Source organism: Pectobacterium parvum (genome assembly GCF_020971565.1).
In the GTDB taxonomy this organism is placed as follows: domain Bacteria; phylum Pseudomonadota; class Gammaproteobacteria; order Enterobacterales; family Enterobacteriaceae; genus Pectobacterium; species Pectobacterium polare.
Genome location: NZ_CP087392.1, coordinates 4,576,569 through 4,593,681, shown reverse-complemented (window position 1 = coordinate 4,593,681; position 17,113 = coordinate 4,576,569). Strand labels below are relative to the sequence as shown.

Here is a 17,113-nt window from a genome sequence, read left to right as displayed (position 1 = left end):
GCGATAACGCGAGCTGTAAGATCCATCATAATGGCCGAGTTGGGGAAGGCCTGCGTAGGACACGCAGGCAGGATGCTTCAGATTAGTGCAGGATTTGTGAGAGAAATGCCTGAGTACGCTCTGAACGAGGGCTGGAGAAGAAGATATCCGGTGGAGCTTGTTCTACGATCTCACCTTGATCCATAAAGATCACCCGATCAGCGACGGTTCTCGCGAATCCCATTTCATGCGTGACGCAAAGCATCGTCATTCCATCCTGAGCCAGCCCAAGCATCGTATCTAATACTTCTTTTACCATTTCAGGATCCAGCGCAGACGTTGGCTCGTCAAACAACATAATCTTGGGCTTCATGCACAGTGAACGGGCGATGGCCACACGTTGCTGCTGGCCTCCAGATAGCTGACCCGGAAATTTATGCGCATGTGCGGCAATACGCACGCGTTCCAGATAGTGCATTGCCAACTCTTCCGCTTCTTTTTTCGGCGTGTGACGTACCCAGGACGGTGCTAGTGTGCAGTTCTGCAACACAGTTAAGTGCGGGAAAAGATTGAAATGCTGAAAAACCATGCCGACTTCAGTACGAATTTTTTCGATGTTGCGTAAATCATTATTCACTTCGATACCATCAACGACAATCCGCCCTGCCTGATGTTCTTCAAGATGATTAATACAGCGTATGGTGGTTGACTTCCCCGAGCCGGAAGGGCCGCACAGTACAATTCGTTCCCCTTGCCTGACCTGCAGATTGATGTCTTTAAGCACATGAAATTGCCCGTACCACTTATTCACATTCTCTAAGGTAATCATGTGATCGGTTGATTGAGTTAATGCAGTCTGATTCATGGATGGCCTCAGTGTGACTTGTGTCCGGTGTTAAAACGATTTTCCAGATGTTGGCTATAGCGCGACATGCTGAAACAGAAAATCCAATAGACCATTGCGGCAAAGACATAGCCTTCCGTCGACATGCCCAGCCAAGTGGGGTCGACCGTTGCCTGTTGGATACTGCTGAAGAGATCGAAAAGGCCGATGATGATCACCAGACTGGTGTCTTTAAAGAGAGAAATAATGGTATTCACCAGACCTGGGATAACCATTTTTAGCGCTTGCGGGAGGATGACCAGCCCCTGCATGCGCCAATAGCCTAAACCCAGAGATTCAGCGGCTTCATACTGTCCTTTCGGCAGCGCCTGTAAGCCACCGCGAACCACTTCTGCGACATAAGCGGACTGGAATAAAATAACGCCGACTAATGCCCTTAGCAGTTTATCGATCGTGGTGCCTTCCGTTAAAAACAGCGGCAGCATAACGGATGACATAAAAAGTACGGTGATTAACGGTACACCACGCCAGAACTCGATAAACACGATGGAAAGCATACGGACAATCGGCAGCGTGGAACGGCGGCCTAATGCGAGCAAGATACCAAGTGGTAGTGCTCCCGCGATACCCACGGCAGCGATGATCAGCGTTAAAGTTAAGCCGCCCCACTGATAGGTTTCTACTCTACTCAGTCCGCCAACGCCGCCGTAAAGCAACCACCAGGCGATAAGCGGATAAGTCACTGCCCAGACGGCAAGATAGCGTCCGCGATAGGGGATACTTTTCAGGAACATCGGCAGAATGCTGAGTAACCCGATGGCGAGTGCGAAGTTGATGCGCCAGACTTCCGCCGCTGGATACAACCCATACATGAAATGACCAAATCTGGCGTGAATGAAGACCCAGCAGGCACCATCACGCGTACAGTCATTACGAGTTGTGCCGATCCAGTTCGCCTGAAAGATCGTCCAGTTGAGCAGCGGTGGTATGGCAATCCACAATAGCCAGAGGCAAAACAGTGTTAACAGGCTATTGCCGATACTGGAGAAGAGATTACGCCGTGCCCACTGCATCGCTTTGAACAGAGGGGACTGACGGCCTTGCGTATAATGGTTCATCGTCATGACGTCCTCTTAGCGTTCGACTAACGCGATTTTGCGGTTATACAGATTCATCAGCAGCGAGATCAGCAGGCTGATAATGAGGTAAACCGACATGGTAATGGCGATGGTTTCAATAGCCTGACCGGTCTGATTCAGCACGGTTCCTGCGAACAGCGACACCATATCGGGATAGCCAATGGCGGCAGCCAGCGACGAGTTCTTCACAATATTGAGGTACTGGCTGGTCAGTGGAGGAATGATGATGCGCAGAGCCTGTGGAAGGATCACTTTGCGTAGCGTAACGGGATTCGGTAAGCCGAGAGAACGCGCGGCTTCGTGTTGACTGTGGGAAACCGATTGAATGCCTGAACGAATGATCTCGGCAATAAATGATGACGTGTAGACCGACAGAGCGACGGTTAACGCCGCCAGCTCAGGGATCAGCACCATGCCGCCGCGAAAGTTAAATCCCTTTAATTCCGGCATATTCCAGTGAAAGGCGGGGCCAAAAATCAGGTGGCTGAGTGCGTACAGCACAAGTAACAGGCCTAACGTCAGCGGCCAGGTTTTGCGCGGTTGGCCGGTTAAGGCGTGATAGCGCTGGTTACGTCGAAATACGCGCCATGTCACGACCGATACGATCAGCAGAGAAAGAAAAAATGCCGCGGCGCCCGGCCCCATTTCAGGAGATGGCAGATAAAAACCCCGGTTGCTGAGGAAGGCGACATCAAACGCGCTAATTGACTGGCGTGGCCCCGGTAGATTCCGCAGTACGGCAAAATACCAAAAAAAGATCTGCAACAACGGCGGAATGTTACGGAATATCTCAATGTAAATGTTGGATATTTTTCGTAGCAGCCAGTTGTCAGACAGTCGTGCCAGGCCAACAGTGAAGCCGAGAATCGACGCAAACACGATACACAACGCCGAAACCAGCAGCGTGTTGAATAGCCCAACAAGAAAAACGCGGGCGTAGGTGTCGCCTTGTTGATAGTCAATCAGGTGCTGGACGATGCCAAAGCCGGCGCTTTTATTTAGAAAATCGAAGCCAGAGGTAATGCCCCTTTGTGCCAGATTGGTCACGGTGTTGTGCAACAGGTAGGCTGCGACAGCCAATACAGCGATAACAACGACAATTTGATACAGCCAGGCGCGCACCGCTGGATTAGTCAGTGATAAATCACCTTTTACGGTTGGGCGTTGTAGCATGCTTGAACCTCGAAACGGGGGTACTGAGGGGCGCAGCAATCCACTGCGCCCGGGGTTTTCTGATAATTAACGTACCGCTGGCGCGTACTGGAGACCGCCTTTGTTCCACAGTTCGTTCAGGCCGCGCTTAATTTTCAACTCGCTGCCTATACCGACATTACGTTCAAAGATTTCGCCGTAGTTACCGACCTGTTTGATGATTTTGAAGGCCCAATCATTCGGTAATTTGAGATCTTTACCGTAGCTGCCTTCGTGACCCAGCAAGTGGGACATATCTGGCGTCGTGGGTTTTGCTGCCAACTGGTCGACGTTTTTCGAGGTTACACCCATCTCTTCAGCATTCAGCATGGCGAACAGCGTCCAGCGTACGATCGCGAACCACTCTTCATCACCACGGCGTACCACTGGACCCAGCGGCTCTTTGGAAATCACTTCTGGCAGGACGATGAATTCAGCAGGTTTGCTCAGCTTGATACGCAGTGCGTACAGCTGTGACTGGTCTGATGCCAGCGTATCGCAACGGCCAGACTCCAGCGCTTTGGCGCTTTCATCAGAGCGGTCGAACGTGACGGGGGTGTACTGCATTTTAGGGGTTTTGAAATAGTCAGCGACGTTCAGTTCGGTATCCGTACCCGCCTGAATGCAGACGGTTGCGCCGTCCAGCTCTTTGGCGCTGGTTAAGCCCGCTTTGTTGTGCGTTAGGAAACCGATGCCGTCGTAGTAGGTCACGCCGGTAAAGAGCATGCCCATGCCGCTGTCACGGGAAGACGTCCAGGTGGTGTTACGTGATAGCACATCGACTTCGGCGGATTGCAGCGCAGTGAAGCGTTCTTTTGCCGTCAGCGGTGTGTATTTAACTTTATTGGCATCGCCGAATACGGCGGCGGCAAGGCCGCGGCACACGTCAACATCAATACCGGAGTATTTGCCGCTGGCGTCCGCATAGGAAAAGCCGGGCAAGCCATCACTGATACCGCATTGCACAAATCCTTTCTTCTGAATGGCGTCCAGCGTTGCACCCGCATGGGCTTGATTGATTGCGGCAAAGAGTGACGCGCCAGCAACCAGAGTAGAAATCACTATTCTTTTCATAATCATCCTAGCGTCTAGAGTTATCTGCTGTTGTTGCAGTACACAGTTGTGTTGCGGTGCACAATGAGGTGCACCATACCTGTCTGTCGGTATGCCGACGTGAGCAGAGCAGAGCAAAGCAAATAAAATGCCAATTTTATATTTGCTTGATAATGAAGACGAAAAGGAATGCTTATAGATCTAAGTAGGTAATTCTAATTGGGTATGTACGCACCGTGACAAATGCAAAGAGGCCGATGCGCCCTGTTTTAGTGCGTCAAAATGGAGATCGTGAGGCATCTCAGGCTTGCCAGCGATGGGATTGCCCGTTGAGCAGGGAGAGGTCGGGAACGCGGTAGTGTCATCAGCCCAGCGGATGGCGTGGGCTGATGCGGGAGGTGCTAGTGCGTGATGTGGCGCTGATAATACTTTTCGAGCTTTACCTGTAGCTGGCTTAGCACGGTGCTAAACATCAGGTAAATCAGCGCAGCCTCGACGTACAGAATCAAGGGTTCATAGGTAACGGAAACGATACGTTGGGCAGATAAAAACATCTCTGGCACGGTGATGACGGCGGCCAGCGACGTATCCTTGATTAAGGAAATAAACGTATTGGAGAGCGGTGGCAGCGACACGAAAACGGACTGCGGGAAGATCACCCAGCGAATCGCCTGCTTTCCATTCATGCCGAGAGAATAGGCGGCATTCCATTGGCCTTTCGGGACAGACAAGATGGCTCCGCGCACGATCTCCGAGCTATAGGCACCCACGCTGATGGTGAAACCAATGAGTGCGGCAGGGAAGGCATCCAGAGTGATGCCCGCGCTGGGTAGCCCATAAAAAATCAGGAAAAGCTGCACCAGTAACGGTGTGCCACGGATAACCCAAACGTAGAAATCACCCAGCCATTTCAGCGGCTTTGGGCCATAAAGGCGAACCAGCGCGGTGATAATGCCGAGGCTTAAGCCAAAGATGAAAGACAGAATAGCCAGAGGGACGGTAAATTTAAGTCCTGCAGACAGCAGACTCCAGAAGGAGTCTGCCATGAGTTGTAGCCAAGGCGGCATGAAAACGAGCTCCGATAACGGTATGCGCTAATCACAGAGCGCGCTGATGACCATCATATTGAGGACAACGCGCTCTGATAACAGTGCGATTATTGAGAAACATCCTCCCCGAAGTATCGCACAGATATCGTTTTATAGGTGCCGTCTGCTTTAATTTCATCCAGAGCTTTATTCAATGCTTCCACCAGTGGTTCCTGATTTTTACGCACCAGAATCGCGGAAGGTTCACCGTCTTTTGAGGTTGCCGCAATCTTCACGTTGGCATCCGGTTTCTGCTTTTTGAAATCCAGGAATGACAGATTGTCGTTTAACGTGGCGTCGGCACGGCCGCTGAGCACAAGATCCAGAGACTGGTTAAAACCGTCCGTCGGCACAATGTCCGCACCGTAGCTGGTGGCTTGCTTAGAGTAATTACTGGTCAGGCTCTGGGCAGATTTTTTGCCTTTCAGATCGCTAAAATCTTTGATGGTGGTGTTATCGCCACGGACAACCAGCACCGCTTTGGAATCGATATAAGGCTTGGAGAAATCATACTTGGCCTGACGCTCCTTGGTTACGCCAACCTGATTGATGACCACATCGTAGCGCTTGGCATCAATACCGGCGATTAACCCGTCCCAACGTCCTTCAATAAACTCGGCTTTCACGCCGAGCTTTTCTGCCACCGCACGGCCAATATCCACATCGAAGCCAACCAGCTGGCCTGATTTATCATGATAGGTATAAGGCGCGTAGGTGCCTTCCGTGCCGATCTTGATAACCCCTGCGGACTTGATGGCGCTAAGGTCATCTGCATGAGCGAATACGCTGGTAGCAAGCAGGGCGCTGGTCAGTAAAGCAAAACGTATTTTTTTCATTATGAATTCCTGTGAGTGGTGTGCAGTGATGCGCTTATAACTTTTGTTAATAAAGAATCTACGCGACAAAACATCTGTTTATAAATCACGTTGTGTGATGGTTTATATCAGAAGTGAATATAGTGGCTTTGCGTCGTTTTGGCGATGTTGCTCACCTTACTGCGTGAACAGACTATCCGCCTCATTTGAGGTGTTTTGGGCCTGTAAAATGGAGGGGAGATTGCCCTCTATCCATAGGGCCAGCCCCTCGACAAGTTTGCTCACTTCTCTGCCCATTGGCGTTAACGAGTAATCGACATGCGGCGGGATAACGGGATGTGATACGCGCAAAACAAAACCGTCATGCTCCAGCGTTTGTAGCGTTTGCGCCAGCATCTTTTCGCTAACGCCGCCCACTGTTCGCCGTAGTTCACTGAATCGATAGGTGCGCTCACGTAGTGCCAACAGCACTAATACCCCCCAGCGGCTCGTCACATCACGCAGACTGGTTCGTGATGGGCACGCTTCCGCCATAACGTCAGCGCAGGTAAAACATGGTGAGGATTCTGTCGTCATGTGTCTCTCCTGATTCAGTCATATCACACTAACTTTTTGGTGCGTACTTGTAAAAAAGTTAACTACACCGTAATTATCCCCAATGTTATTTCCTGATACCACCGATTCCCTACCACTAAATAGCAAGGTGATTTTTATGATAAAGACGCTGTTCCTGACGGCAACACTGGGATTAAGCCTAACGATCGGCTCCGTATACGCTCAAACACCAGCGTCTGTTTCCCGTAACCCTGAGGCGTTGTTTACCAGTCCAGACCCAGCACTAAACGCAAACAAGCAGGTGGTTTACCATATCCTCCGCGAGTTGCTTGACGCAGGCCATTGGGAGAAAGCCGATGAGCTCCTGTCTGCTGAATACTTACAACATAACCCGAATGCACAGAGCGGTCGTGACGCGGTTGTTGATTACTTTACCAAGGTGCTCAAGGTTAAGCCTCAGCCGCTCCCTGAACGGCTAAATATGAAAATCATTGCCGTGGTAGCGGAAGGCGATCTGGTTACGGTGCTTTATCCGCGCACCGTTCGTGACCCGAAAGTCGCAGGGGGTTCCTATACCACAACATGGTATGACACGTGGCGTATTAAAGACGGTAAAGCGGTAGAGCATTGGGATCCGGCGTTACTGGGAGAAGCCCCTGATTTACGTTGAATGAAAAGGCAGTCTTACGCAGTTTTTCTGTCGTGGGTATCGCGCAATCAATCATCAATAGGCATCGACGAAGAGGTATTCAGTATGGAACGCAGAAATTTTCTGAAGCTGGCTGCTGGAAGTGCCGCTCTTGTGGCAACAGGGCGTGCGTTTGCTCAAACGGATAATGCGAATGGGGTTATTTCAGCTTTTCAACCCCTGACGGTGCAGGGAACGGTGTTGCCGACGCGTGGCAGGGTTACAGGTACGGCATTACCACTCAATGCCCCTGCAACGAAGGATATCCGTTATCGGACACCTTTCCGCTTCGGTCTGGGGGGCACACAGATTGGCAATATTTTCGCCCCTATCAGTGATGAGCAGGCACACTCTACGCTACAAGCCGCGTGGGACGGCGGTGTTCGCTACTACGATACTTCACCTTTCTACGGTCACGGCCTTTCCGAACATCGGCTCGGGAGGTTCCTGCGTGACAAGCCGCGCGATCAATACCTTGTTTCTACAAAAGTGGGGCGTATTTTTCATCCCAGTCGAACGCCGCTGCCTGATTCACTATGGGCGGACAAACTCAACTTTTCTTATGAGTATGATTATACCGCGGCAGGCGCCCGACGCTCTGTTGAGGACAGTCTGCAACGGTTAGGGTTGTCCAGTATTGATATCGTCTACATCCACGATCTCAGCCCGGATAATACCGAGTTGCCTACGCCGTGGACGACATCATTTGAGATTGCGCGTAACGGTGCGATGGCTGAGCTGGAACGGATGCGTTCGGAAGGGCTCATCAAAGCCTGGGGGTTCGGTATCAACCGCGGTGACGCTGCCGTGATGGCGGCGACGTTGGACAAGGGGCCAACACCGGATATTGTTTTACTTGCCTGCCAGTACAGTATTATCGACCATCAGGAAACACTGACTAAAACGTTTCCGGCTTTGGCGAAAAAAGGCATTACGGTGACGGTTGGTACGCCGCTTAACGACGGTTTTCTGGGGGGGAGAAATCGTTACCACTTCAGCAATGATCTTCCTCCTGGCGTCGTTGAGAAGCGGGCTCGTTTAGCCTCTATCGCGGATCGGCACGGTATTGATATTCGTACTGCGGCGCTTCAATTTGCTGCTGCACCGTCAATCGTATCGGCCATTATTCCTGGTGCTCGTGCTCCAGGGCAGGTCGAAGCCAATATCCAGTCGATGAAAGTAAGTATTCCAAAAGGCTTTTGGGACGAGCTCAGGGAACAGAAGTTAATCACGGCCGATGCGCCGATACCCACCTGATTTTGATAAGAAGCATCAGATCGTCGCATTGGGTTTGTTGAATACAAACGGTGATAATAGGGTCGTTGAACAATGCGCCTTCACCAGGGCAATTACCTATTACCACCGTTCTATATGGTGGGTTTTATCATCACGTATTTTTACTTTCTACGCTGTGATGTAACGGTTTAAAGATAAACACCCTAGCGTGGTTGTCACAATAGAAGCCTACTCTTAAAGAGGACTATTGCTTCTGTCGTTATCCGTTAAGGAGACAACAATGAAAATCCGCATCGCCAGCTATAACGTTGAGAACCTGTTCCACCGTACCGCGATTCTCAACCTCCCTGATTCCCAGCAAATTGATGCCTTATTGCAACAGGTCAGGCAGCTTCAGCACCTTCTCGAACAGCCCCAATACGGTGATGCCCTGAAAGATCAGGTGTTCCGCTTGTCTATCGCACTGCACCCTTATATTGATATTCGCACCGATGCAGGCACGCTGGGGCGATGGAAAAAAGAGGACGCTGGCACCGGATTTAGGATCAATAAAAGCTGCCGTGGTCGCGGGGATTGGATCGGCGAAATCGTCTTTAAGGCGCAGGAGTTCAGCAGTCAGCAACGTAAGAATACGGGCAAGATTATCTCCCTGCTTAACGCCGACATCCTGTGCGCCGTTGAAGTCGAAAACATGGATGTCCTGCGTGATTTCAACAATCAGGTGCTGGGGGAACATAAATTCAGCCAGTTCGTGATGATCGACAGCCCGAATGACCCACGCGGCATTGATGTTGCCTGCCTGACGCGTTATCGGATTGCCCAGCTCCGCACGCATATTTTTGATGCTGGAAAGCGCTTCGATCCCGTCTTTAGCCGTGATTGCCTTGAGGTCACGCTGGATGCTGGCCTTAAACAGCCGATTTATATTCTGTGTAACCATTTCAAAAGCCAGAGTGGTCAAACGGAAGAAGAGCGGCAGCGTGGGGCGGAGAAGCGCCGCGATCAGGCCGAACGCGTCGCGGAGATTGTCCAACAGACTTACGATCTCAAGAAGGACTACGTGGTCATTCTCGGTGATTTGAACGAGGATTCGTCAAATCCCTGGCACAGTTTGGCTCCGCTGTTTTCTCTGTCAGATTTACACCCGGTTATCGACCCTGAACGCCCGGAAAAAGAGCGCTACACCTACTATTTCGCTGGCGGAAAGAAAGGTGCACGGTTAAATCAGTTGGACTACATTTTCCTATCTGCACCGCTGCATCAGGCGGTGGTGGCGTGGGGAATCGAACGTCGGGGTATTTATAATATCGACAAAATTGCCGCCAAAGAGGGTGCGGAACCCGTTACGCCACTACCAGAAGTGACATCATGGGACACAGCGGCGTCCGACCATGCCGCGCTCTGGGTGGAAGTGGATATTACCTGATAGCCGTATAAGAAGAGAAAGATGATGAGTCATAAACAAGGATTGGAGAAGTACCCAGACGCGCTGCGCTGGTCGTTCGGCGACAGCCCCGAGCTGGCGGATGAGCTTTTGCAACTGGTGCGGGCAGGGCATAAAACGGCAACCTGTAGTTCGTATCACATGTTCAAAAATGAAGAAACGCCGCAGGTAGGCGATTACAACATCGTTCTGGACGGCGCTGGGCAGCCTTCCTGCGTCATCCAGACGCGCTCGTTAACGCTGGTGCGCTACTGTGATGTGACGGCGGAGATGGCGGCGAAAGAGGGCGAAGGCGACAAAAGCCTGGCTTTCTGGCAGCAAGCGCATCAGGCGTTTTTTGAAAGAGGAGGCTCTTTCGCCCCAGATATGCTGCTGGTGTTTGAAGAGTTTGAGCTGGTTGAGGTCTTTTGATTTGGGTTAGCTGCTGATAAACCCGACTGTGTTTTGTGGGAATGTGTGGCTAAATTTCACTGTCGGGTGAGAGCGAATTGCAGATTTTAAACGCCTGTAGTACGGAAAATTATGACTGTAGCGCTAAATTGTCCGACAGTAGTGTTGCGTTAGAGTTTTTTGCATGTGAAAACGCAGTAACGAGGTGACTCCCACTTTGTTCCATACATGGCTTGTATTTCATCACTTGGATAAATTTCATCAAAACCGTAAATTGAAAACCCTGTTGCCACCAGCTTATTAAAGTATTCAGATAAAGGGCGGTGATGATAAGGAACGCCACTTATTATATTTTCTGAATCTTTAGTAATAGTAAATGACACATTCTTTTTCATTTGTATCATATAATTGTAATCATCCCCAAGGAAATTCTTATATTCGTTATAAAAGCAAGGGTGCGGAATGGAAAAAATAAAATAACCGCCCCGATCTAAGTGCTGACCAATTGACTCAAAAAAAACTGTTAAGTCATCAACGACGTGTGCGACTAAATGTGAAAAAGCTATATCGTAAATGATGTCTTTCCCTAATTCTAATGATGTACAATTAATCAATTTTACATCAGTGGGAGACAACACATCTCGTGCTACTTCATACATCCCTAAAGATGGTTCGATAGCAGTTACGGTCAGACCTAGATTGGATAAATCCTTAGATAGGTGCCCAGTTCCTGCGCCAACTTCAAGAATATTTTTCGGAGATAAACTTTGAATGCACTTTATAATTAGAGGTCTAAAAACCTTATTGAATGTCAAGTCAGAACCAGATTCAATTTGATGTCTACGTATTTTTGCTACGTTATTCCATCTATTAGGCATTTGCTAGCTCCTTTGATTTTCTAATGATGTCCTTTGCCATTGCAATTATTTGAGGGCCTGAGTTATTGTCAAAAATGGTTATTTCATGGTCAGGGTGAACTCCTCTCGCAATAGCAAGTTTTTCAGCACCACTACGGTCCCCATTTACTAAAGTAAACCTTGCTTCTGGTGAGGTATTCTCTTTTGTGACGATAAAAGAAGCTCCGGTGAGGTTTTGCTTAAGTAATTCAGGAACTTCCTTCGGTGTAATAATTTCAATACGCGTCCCGTTCTCAATCTTGGATTGAAGAATAGATATCAGATTATCGTTTCCAGCAAGCCATGAAACTCTATTACTTACAACTGTTGCACTAGTTCCGGTGGAAATGAAATCTGCCATGAATTTTAGCGTGTCATTGGGTGCTTTATCTGTTTGTGTATCTGGAAGGTATTTCATTCCTTTTTTTGCAAGCATCACAATTACAGCTATTACTTCAATAATCACTGAGCCAATTAGTAGTTCTAAATGTGCAAGTTCTTTCGGTTCTGAAAAAAACCAAGCATAAGCAATTCCCGAAAGTGTCATGACTGCAGTTAGCCCAGTGATCCATAAAAATAAATAAAGTGTATATTTTACTAAGCTTTGCATTTCTATCCTTTAATTTTATCGATGCTCGAAATTTTTCAGATATTAGGTAGTGCCTATGTCAATTTTTAATAATCTCTCATTGCTATTATGGTATTTATTAAGATGCCGCAGTGTTGTATATTTCTGTTTTCCAGCGAATTTCCATAAATCCCCTGACTACATAGCCACAAGCATGCTCATGGTGAACCATCTTAATTCTCTCTATTTAGCGCAAAGCTTTCTTCACTTCAGCGACAATGAGATTGCCTCGCGGACTGATAGTTTATCACGGCACTAGACAATCAGATAAGTAGCTATCTATACCACTTGAAACTCATTGATGATAGTTTTTACTTCACTCGCTTCTTTCTATTTTATTCAATGTCTGCGTAATAGTTGGCTACGCTGTCTTTTGCTAACTGTGGCCCGATGAAATAGGCAAAGCGGTCGCAGATATTACGTTAACTAATACCTGTTAGTGGAGATGAGACTTCACACTGCAAGTGTAGGCATCGGTAAAATAGTAGCTTCAGGCATTGTATATGAAATTGCTCAGAAAAGGTTTAATAGAAGGAACCATGCCTGTAAGGCGAGAATTTCTCTGTCTTCTTCTATGAGCTTAATCATAACAAAATAACGTTAATGTACTTCTATTTCAAGAGATTATGTTTGAAATAACTAAAATAAAATCCGTACAGGTAGTGCCTGATGTGTGCTAATTGTTATTCAGTCAGCACTACTGTGAATTTAGCCAGCAATTTTGCGATTAAACTGACAAAAGAAAGGCGAGTTTGGATATTGCCAGCACCTGACCTAACAGCCAGATTAAACCTGAATCAGAACAGCCTACACTACCCGCAACAACCTTCAGTCTCTGGACCCATCTTTAGGCTGCTTGCGCTGGCGGCGTTTGATCTCACCTTTTACTGCGGTGATGATGAATTGCGCCTTTGTTTCGCCATCTTCAAGGCTGCTTTCCATTTCAGCAACAACATCGTGCGGGAACCTTGCATTCAACTGCTGTGATTTGTTGTTAATTGAACCCGTTGCCATTGCTGGATCTCCATGTACTAAGTGCGATTCAGTATACGTAAAAATAATTCTAAAAAACACCTTGAGGTGCGATTCACTTGGGAGTAGTGTTAGCTGCATAGGTGCGATTCACCTATAAAATGCGAAGCTCGGCAGTGTTGGAGCACTAACCGGGCCTCTAACCACAATGTTATAGGAGCTAACACTATGGCTGATATCCAGTTTACCCAAACTCGCCCCGAATTTCAGTATCGCTTTCTTGCTCTGGGTGCATCGTCCCAATCCGTGGTCCATATTATCGCTACCACAGAACATCAGGCGCGAGAGCATTCCCCTGATGGTCATGTCATGGTCTTCGCAGGTCGCCTGCCCATTCAGGAGGTTCGCCATGTTTGATAACACGCCGTTAGAGCCAGAAGAAGCACTCGATCAGTGTCGTGCGCTGGCTTATGCGATTGTTGAATTGAACCATCCAGAATCGAAAGAGATTTTAACGTTCGTGTTAGCAGAGCGGTTAGACAACCTGCACCGACTCTTTCACGCGTCGGAAACGGATCAACAAGAGGGTATGAGCCATTAATAGCGGATTCCCCATCTCGCAGATGCCACCGCTCAGACCGTCCACGTTAAGGCCGTTGCTACCTTAATTGAGGGCAAAGAAAAAGGCGCTTAACCCAAGAGGTAAAGCGCCTTTTTTCAAATGCTTAACTGATTAGTATCAGTTCATGCCGTATTTTTTCAATTTCTTACGCAGAGTACCGCGGTTGATGCCCATCATCAGGGCGGCGCGGGTTTGGTTACCGCGGGTGTATTGCATCACCATGTCCAACAGTGGCTGTTCAACTTCAGCCAGTACCAGCTCATACAGGTCACTTACATCCTGACCGTTCAATTGAGCAAAATAGTTCTTCAGTGCCTGTTTAACCGAGTCGCGCAGGGGTTTTTGGGTTACCTGAGCCTGAGAGTTTACAGTGGAAACGGTCAGTACGTCAGAATTCACGCGTTGTTCGAACATAGTTCTGTCAGCTCTTTTTCTGTTTACGCAAGATTTTCAAAATATGCCTTCAACGCCTCCAGCTGCTCGCTGGCATCCTCAATGGCGTTGAATGTGCGCCTAAACTGGTCGTTTGGGGCATGCTCCTGGAGATACCAGGATACGTGCTTACGAGCGATACGAAATCCCTTGCCTGGACCATAAAAGTCGTGCAATTCCCGTATGTGCTCGATCAACAAGCGCTTAACCTCTGCCAACGGCATTGGTGCCAGCAACTCCCCTGTGTCCAGATAATGCTGGATTTCCCGAAAGATCCAGGGTCTTCCCTGAGCGGCTCGTCCTATCATCAGGGCGTCAGCCCCAGTGTAGTCAAGAACCGCTCTGGCTTTATGCGGGTCTGTAATGTCGCCATTCGCAATAATAGGAATGGAAACGGCCTGCTTAACTGCCCGAATGCTGTCGTATTCGGCGAAACCATTGAACAGGCACGCACGCGTGCGTCCGTGAATGGTTAACGCCTGAATCCCACAGTCTTCAGCCAATTTGGCAATTTCTACACAGTTGCGGTGCTCTGGTGCCCAACCGGTTCGGATTTTCAGTGTTACCGGTACGTCTACCGCTTTCACTACCGTAGAGAGGATTTGTTTGACCAAATCCGGATACTGCAACAACGCAGATCCTGCCATCTTGCGGTTCACCTTCTTCGCTGGGCAGCCCATATTGATGTCGATGATCTGTGCGCCGGAATCAGCGTTGATTCTCGCTGCCGCCGCCATCTCATCGGGGTCACAACCGGCAATCTGCACGGCTCTGATACCCGGTTCATCGCTATGAACCATTCGCAAACGCGACTTGTCTGAACGCCACACTTCCGGGTTGGAAGAAAGCATTTCAGACACGGTCATTCCAGCGCCCATCGCATGACAGAGTGCTCTAAATGGGCGATCGCTAATACCAGCCATTGGGGCTGCTATCAAGCGATTACTAAGCTGAAATTGTCCAATGTGCATAGACAAAAATTGACCATACTGTGCCTGCAAGGGCGCGTATATTACGCATTTTTTACGTCAGATGAAAGGCCAAACTTTGACCAATTTACGGCTATCGATCAATGAAAATGCACTTCATAAAGCCGTATAAAAATATTATTCATATTTAACAATTAGTTATATTTTTATGTCGATTTTTTGTGCTGGAAAATAATCATCTGTTTACAGAATTTTATCTGCAAGCGCGGTCATTTTTGGTGAAGATACAGCAGGCTATCAATGCTTTATCAGTGAAATGCGTTGGTTAATATGGCAAAAAAGGGTGCTGATTGACCTGAGGCTGGCCGACAGAACAGTCTGACCAGCCTCGCGGAGTGGCTTAATGGATGATGACTCGGCCATTAAGCGGCTGTGTGGGGCGGTTATTGGCGTGATGCATGACCGAGCGGAACTGGTTTATCTGATCGGCAGAGGCAGTGACGGGGTGATCCAGTACGAGCCAGCGAATGCCTTCTGAGCAAGGTGGCGTAGTGAGCGACCCGCTAAACCGATAGTAGTTTAATGATGTCGGTAATAGGCTCTGAATCGCGATCGGCGTGCGCACGTCCTCTGTCTGATTAACCTGAGCCGGAATCTGCTGCCAGGTCGTGGCTAACGGCAGATTGGCCTCTCCTTCCTGAAACATCAGCGCAATAACGGTGAGCGCGCCAGCGGCGTCTTTATAGACAAAATGGCCTTCCAGCGGGAACTGCTTACCATCAATTTCATTCTCGCTCGGTGCGTGAAAGTGAAACTGCTGCAAGGTGAATGTCTCGTTATCCAATACCAGCGTATTCCCCGAGCCAACGTTAACCTGAACGGTATGCCCGTTGTTGATAATTTGCTGTGTCCCAGACTGGAAAGCCAGCTGTAAAGGGTCGTGCTGGGCATCCAGCGCTTGCCGGATATTGATGGGAGATTGATTTTTACCGGTTTCACATAGCGAGAAGTCTGGAGACAATTTTCCCCAGTGTGCCGGATCGCCGTTGCCTTCGTAGCCCCAGTGCACCGGATCGGCTGCCAAGGCGGAAGAGCAGGCGGATAACATCAATACGATAGAGAGTTTACCTTTCATTTTTCATCCCTTGAAAATAATGATATGGCATCGTTAAGCGCCGGGCGCAGGTGACGTCCAGTCGCTTGCCGAGCCGAATAATACGCCTGTTTATTGGGATCAATCGTGAGATATAGCAGGAAGAAAGGTGCCCACCGTTGCATATACGGTGGGCGGGACTAGCGGGGTAACGTGATTACGATGTGCGGCGTTGGCCGGTAATGCGGCACCACTCTTCGCGTTCAGCTACTGGGTCAAGCGTGAACTTGTCTGCGTACGCTTCTGCGACGCCTTCAGCCTGCGTGGCCAGTACACCGGACAGGCCGAGGTGACCGCCTGCTTTTGGCAAATCGCTAATCAGCGGAGCCAGTTCGCGCAGCGGGCCAGCAAGGATGTTGGCAACGACGACATCGGCAGACAGGTCGGTAGGCTGGTCTTTCGGCAGATAAAGCTCAAGACGCTCGGAAACACCGTTGCGCTGCGCGTTATCGCGGCTGGCCTGAATTGCCTGCGGATCGATATCAATCCCGATGGCGCGTGCTGCACCCAGTTTCAGGGCGGCAATCGCCAGAATGCCGGAACCGCAGCCGAAATCGATGATGGTTTTCCCTTCCAGATCCAGCCCGTCGAGCCATTGCAGGCACAGTGCGGTCGTTGGATTGGTGCCGGTGCCAAATGCCAGACCGGGATCGAGCATCACGTTGACGGCCGTTGGGTCAGGAATGTCACGCCAGCTTGGGCAAATCCAAAGACGTTTGCCGAACTGCATCGGGTGGAAGTTATCCATCCACTCGCGTTCCCAGTCTTTGTCTTCCAGCTGTTCGATTTTGTGTTTAAAACCAACGCCCAGCAGCGGCTCTTGCTCCAGCATCGCGATAACCACATTCATATCGGTTTCGGCATCGTACAGCGCAATCGCGTCGGTATCGCCCCACAGGCGGGTCTCGCCCGGCAGCGGCTCGAACACGGGGGTATCGTGCGTATCCTGAAACGTAACGGATACCGCACCGCTTTCCATCATGACGTCACCCAGTTGTTCAGCAACCTTTCCTGAGGTGTTTATTTTTAGTTGAATCCACGGCATAGCAGTCTCTATTA

At 49.3% G+C, this 17,113-nt stretch carries 20 protein-coding genes; 6 read left to right on the top strand and 14 right to left on the bottom strand.

From position 1 onward, the window contains the following. Positions 1–82: 82 nt before the first annotated feature. The 7 genes from LOZ86_RS20740 to LOZ86_RS20710 form a co-directional block, all read right to left on the bottom strand. Positions 83–844 carry an amino acid ABC transporter ATP-binding protein gene (locus LOZ86_RS20740; protein WP_039482435.1) on the bottom strand — a complete coding sequence of 254 codons (762 nt, stop codon included), beginning with the start codon at positions 842–844 and terminating at the stop codon, positions 83–85. An 8-nt stretch (positions 845–852) separates the two neighbouring features. Further along, the gene (locus LOZ86_RS20735; protein WP_106389046.1) at positions 853–1,947 is read right to left on the bottom strand and encodes an amino acid ABC transporter permease; all 1,095 of its coding nucleotides are present in this window, start codon (positions 1,945–1,947) and stop codon (positions 853–855) included. A gap of 9 nt (positions 1,948–1,956) precedes the next feature. Beyond that, positions 1,957–3,135 carry an amino acid ABC transporter permease gene (locus tag LOZ86_RS20730; RefSeq protein WP_039482432.1) on the bottom strand — a complete coding sequence of 393 codons (1,179 nt, stop codon included), beginning with the start codon at positions 3,133–3,135 and terminating at the stop codon, positions 1,957–1,959. Positions 3,136–3,201: 66 nt separating this feature from the next. Then, on the bottom strand, positions 3,202–4,227 hold the full coding sequence (locus LOZ86_RS20725; RefSeq protein ID WP_230242720.1) for an amino acid ABC transporter substrate-binding protein: 1,026 nt from the start codon (positions 4,225–4,227) through the stop codon (positions 3,202–3,204). A 380-nt stretch (positions 4,228–4,607) separates the two neighbouring features. After that, positions 4,608–5,273: an amino acid ABC transporter permease gene (locus LOZ86_RS20720; RefSeq protein WP_039482427.1), complete on the bottom strand. Its 666-nt coding sequence runs from the start codon at positions 5,271–5,273 to the stop codon at positions 4,608–4,610. An 89-nt stretch (positions 5,274–5,362) separates the two neighbouring features. Then, positions 5,363–6,130 carry an amino acid ABC transporter substrate-binding protein gene (locus tag LOZ86_RS20715; protein WP_039482424.1) on the bottom strand — a complete coding sequence of 256 codons (768 nt, stop codon included), beginning with the start codon at positions 6,128–6,130 and terminating at the stop codon, positions 5,363–5,365. Between the two features lie 156 nt (positions 6,131–6,286). Further along, complete coding sequence (locus tag LOZ86_RS20710) at positions 6,287–6,685, bottom strand: winged helix-turn-helix transcriptional regulator (protein ID WP_230242719.1); 399 nt, start codon at positions 6,683–6,685, stop codon at positions 6,287–6,289. A gap of 136 nt (positions 6,686–6,821) precedes the next feature. Here LOZ86_RS20710 and LOZ86_RS20705 point away from each other — a divergent pair, with 136 nt between their 5' ends. The 4 genes from LOZ86_RS20705 to LOZ86_RS20690 all read left to right on the top strand — a co-directional run bounded on the left by LOZ86_RS20705 (position 6,822) and on the right by LOZ86_RS20690 (position 10,443). Beyond that, on the top strand, positions 6,822–7,334 hold the full coding sequence (locus LOZ86_RS20705; protein WP_181892579.1) for a nuclear transport factor 2 family protein: 513 nt from the start codon (positions 6,822–6,824) through the stop codon (positions 7,332–7,334). An 84-nt stretch (positions 7,335–7,418) separates the two neighbouring features. Continuing rightward, positions 7,419–8,609 carry an aldo/keto reductase gene (locus tag LOZ86_RS20700; RefSeq protein WP_230242717.1) on the top strand — a complete coding sequence of 397 codons (1,191 nt, stop codon included), beginning with the start codon at positions 7,419–7,421 and terminating at the stop codon, positions 8,607–8,609. A 259-nt stretch (positions 8,610–8,868) separates the two neighbouring features. Beyond that, on the top strand, positions 8,869–10,014 hold the full coding sequence (locus tag LOZ86_RS20695) for an endonuclease/exonuclease/phosphatase family protein (protein ID WP_039482417.1): 1,146 nt from the start codon (positions 8,869–8,871) through the stop codon (positions 10,012–10,014). Between the two features lie 24 nt (positions 10,015–10,038). Further along, positions 10,039–10,443: an ASCH domain-containing protein gene (locus LOZ86_RS20690; RefSeq protein WP_039514218.1), complete on the top strand. Its 405-nt coding sequence runs from the start codon at positions 10,039–10,041 to the stop codon at positions 10,441–10,443. A gap of 149 nt (positions 10,444–10,592) precedes the next feature. On the opposite strand, the gene LOZ86_RS20685 is transcribed toward LOZ86_RS20690, so the two are convergent. From LOZ86_RS20685 to LOZ86_RS20675, 3 genes are all read right to left on the bottom strand, one after another. After that, positions 10,593–11,300, bottom strand: a complete 708-nt coding sequence (locus LOZ86_RS20685; protein WP_039507243.1) for a class I SAM-dependent methyltransferase — start codon at positions 11,298–11,300, stop codon at positions 10,593–10,595. Beyond that, entirely contained in the window at positions 11,293–11,928 is a 636-nt protein-coding gene (locus LOZ86_RS20680; protein WP_039507244.1) for a hypothetical protein, read from the bottom strand. The genes LOZ86_RS20685 and LOZ86_RS20680 overlap by 8 nt, the downstream gene beginning before the upstream one ends. Before the next feature lie 846 nt (positions 11,929–12,774). Next, the gene (locus LOZ86_RS20675; protein WP_039507245.1) at positions 12,775–12,960 is read right to left on the bottom strand and encodes a YlcI/YnfO family protein; all 186 of its coding nucleotides are present in this window, start codon (positions 12,958–12,960) and stop codon (positions 12,775–12,777) included. Positions 12,961–13,146: 186 nt separating this feature from the next. Here LOZ86_RS20675 and LOZ86_RS20670 point away from each other — a divergent pair, with 186 nt between their 5' ends. Together LOZ86_RS20670 and LOZ86_RS20665 are read left to right on the top strand one after the other, a co-directional pair. Continuing rightward, positions 13,147–13,335 carry a host cell division inhibitor Icd-like protein gene (locus tag LOZ86_RS20670; RefSeq protein ID WP_230242715.1) on the top strand — a complete coding sequence of 63 codons (189 nt, stop codon included), beginning with the start codon at positions 13,147–13,149 and terminating at the stop codon, positions 13,333–13,335. Continuing rightward, on the top strand, positions 13,328–13,519 hold the full coding sequence (locus LOZ86_RS20665) for a hypothetical protein (RefSeq protein ID WP_226297028.1): 192 nt from the start codon (positions 13,328–13,330) through the stop codon (positions 13,517–13,519). Before LOZ86_RS20670 ends, LOZ86_RS20665 begins: the two co-directional genes overlap by 8 nt. A gap of 138 nt (positions 13,520–13,657) precedes the next feature. Here the strand turns inward: LOZ86_RS20665 and fis are convergent, their stop codons facing one another. The 4 genes from fis to prmA form a co-directional block, all read right to left on the bottom strand. Beyond that, positions 13,658–13,954, bottom strand: coding sequence for a DNA-binding transcriptional regulator Fis (gene fis / locus LOZ86_RS20660; protein ID WP_005975342.1), 297 nt, complete (start codon positions 13,952–13,954; stop codon positions 13,658–13,660). Positions 13,955–13,977: 23 nt separating this feature from the next. Then, entirely contained in the window at positions 13,978–14,943 is a 966-nt protein-coding gene (dusB, locus tag LOZ86_RS20655) for a tRNA dihydrouridine synthase DusB (protein ID WP_010300275.1), read from the bottom strand. Between the two features lie 358 nt (positions 14,944–15,301). Next, entirely contained in the window at positions 15,302–16,036 is a 735-nt protein-coding gene (locus tag LOZ86_RS20650; protein WP_039482408.1) for a carbonic anhydrase, read from the bottom strand. Positions 16,037–16,211: 175 nt separating this feature from the next. Then, positions 16,212–17,099: a 50S ribosomal protein L11 methyltransferase gene (gene prmA / locus LOZ86_RS20645; RefSeq protein WP_230242708.1), complete on the bottom strand. Its 888-nt coding sequence runs from the start codon at positions 17,097–17,099 to the stop codon at positions 16,212–16,214. Between the last annotated feature and the right edge of the window lie 14 nt (positions 17,100–17,113).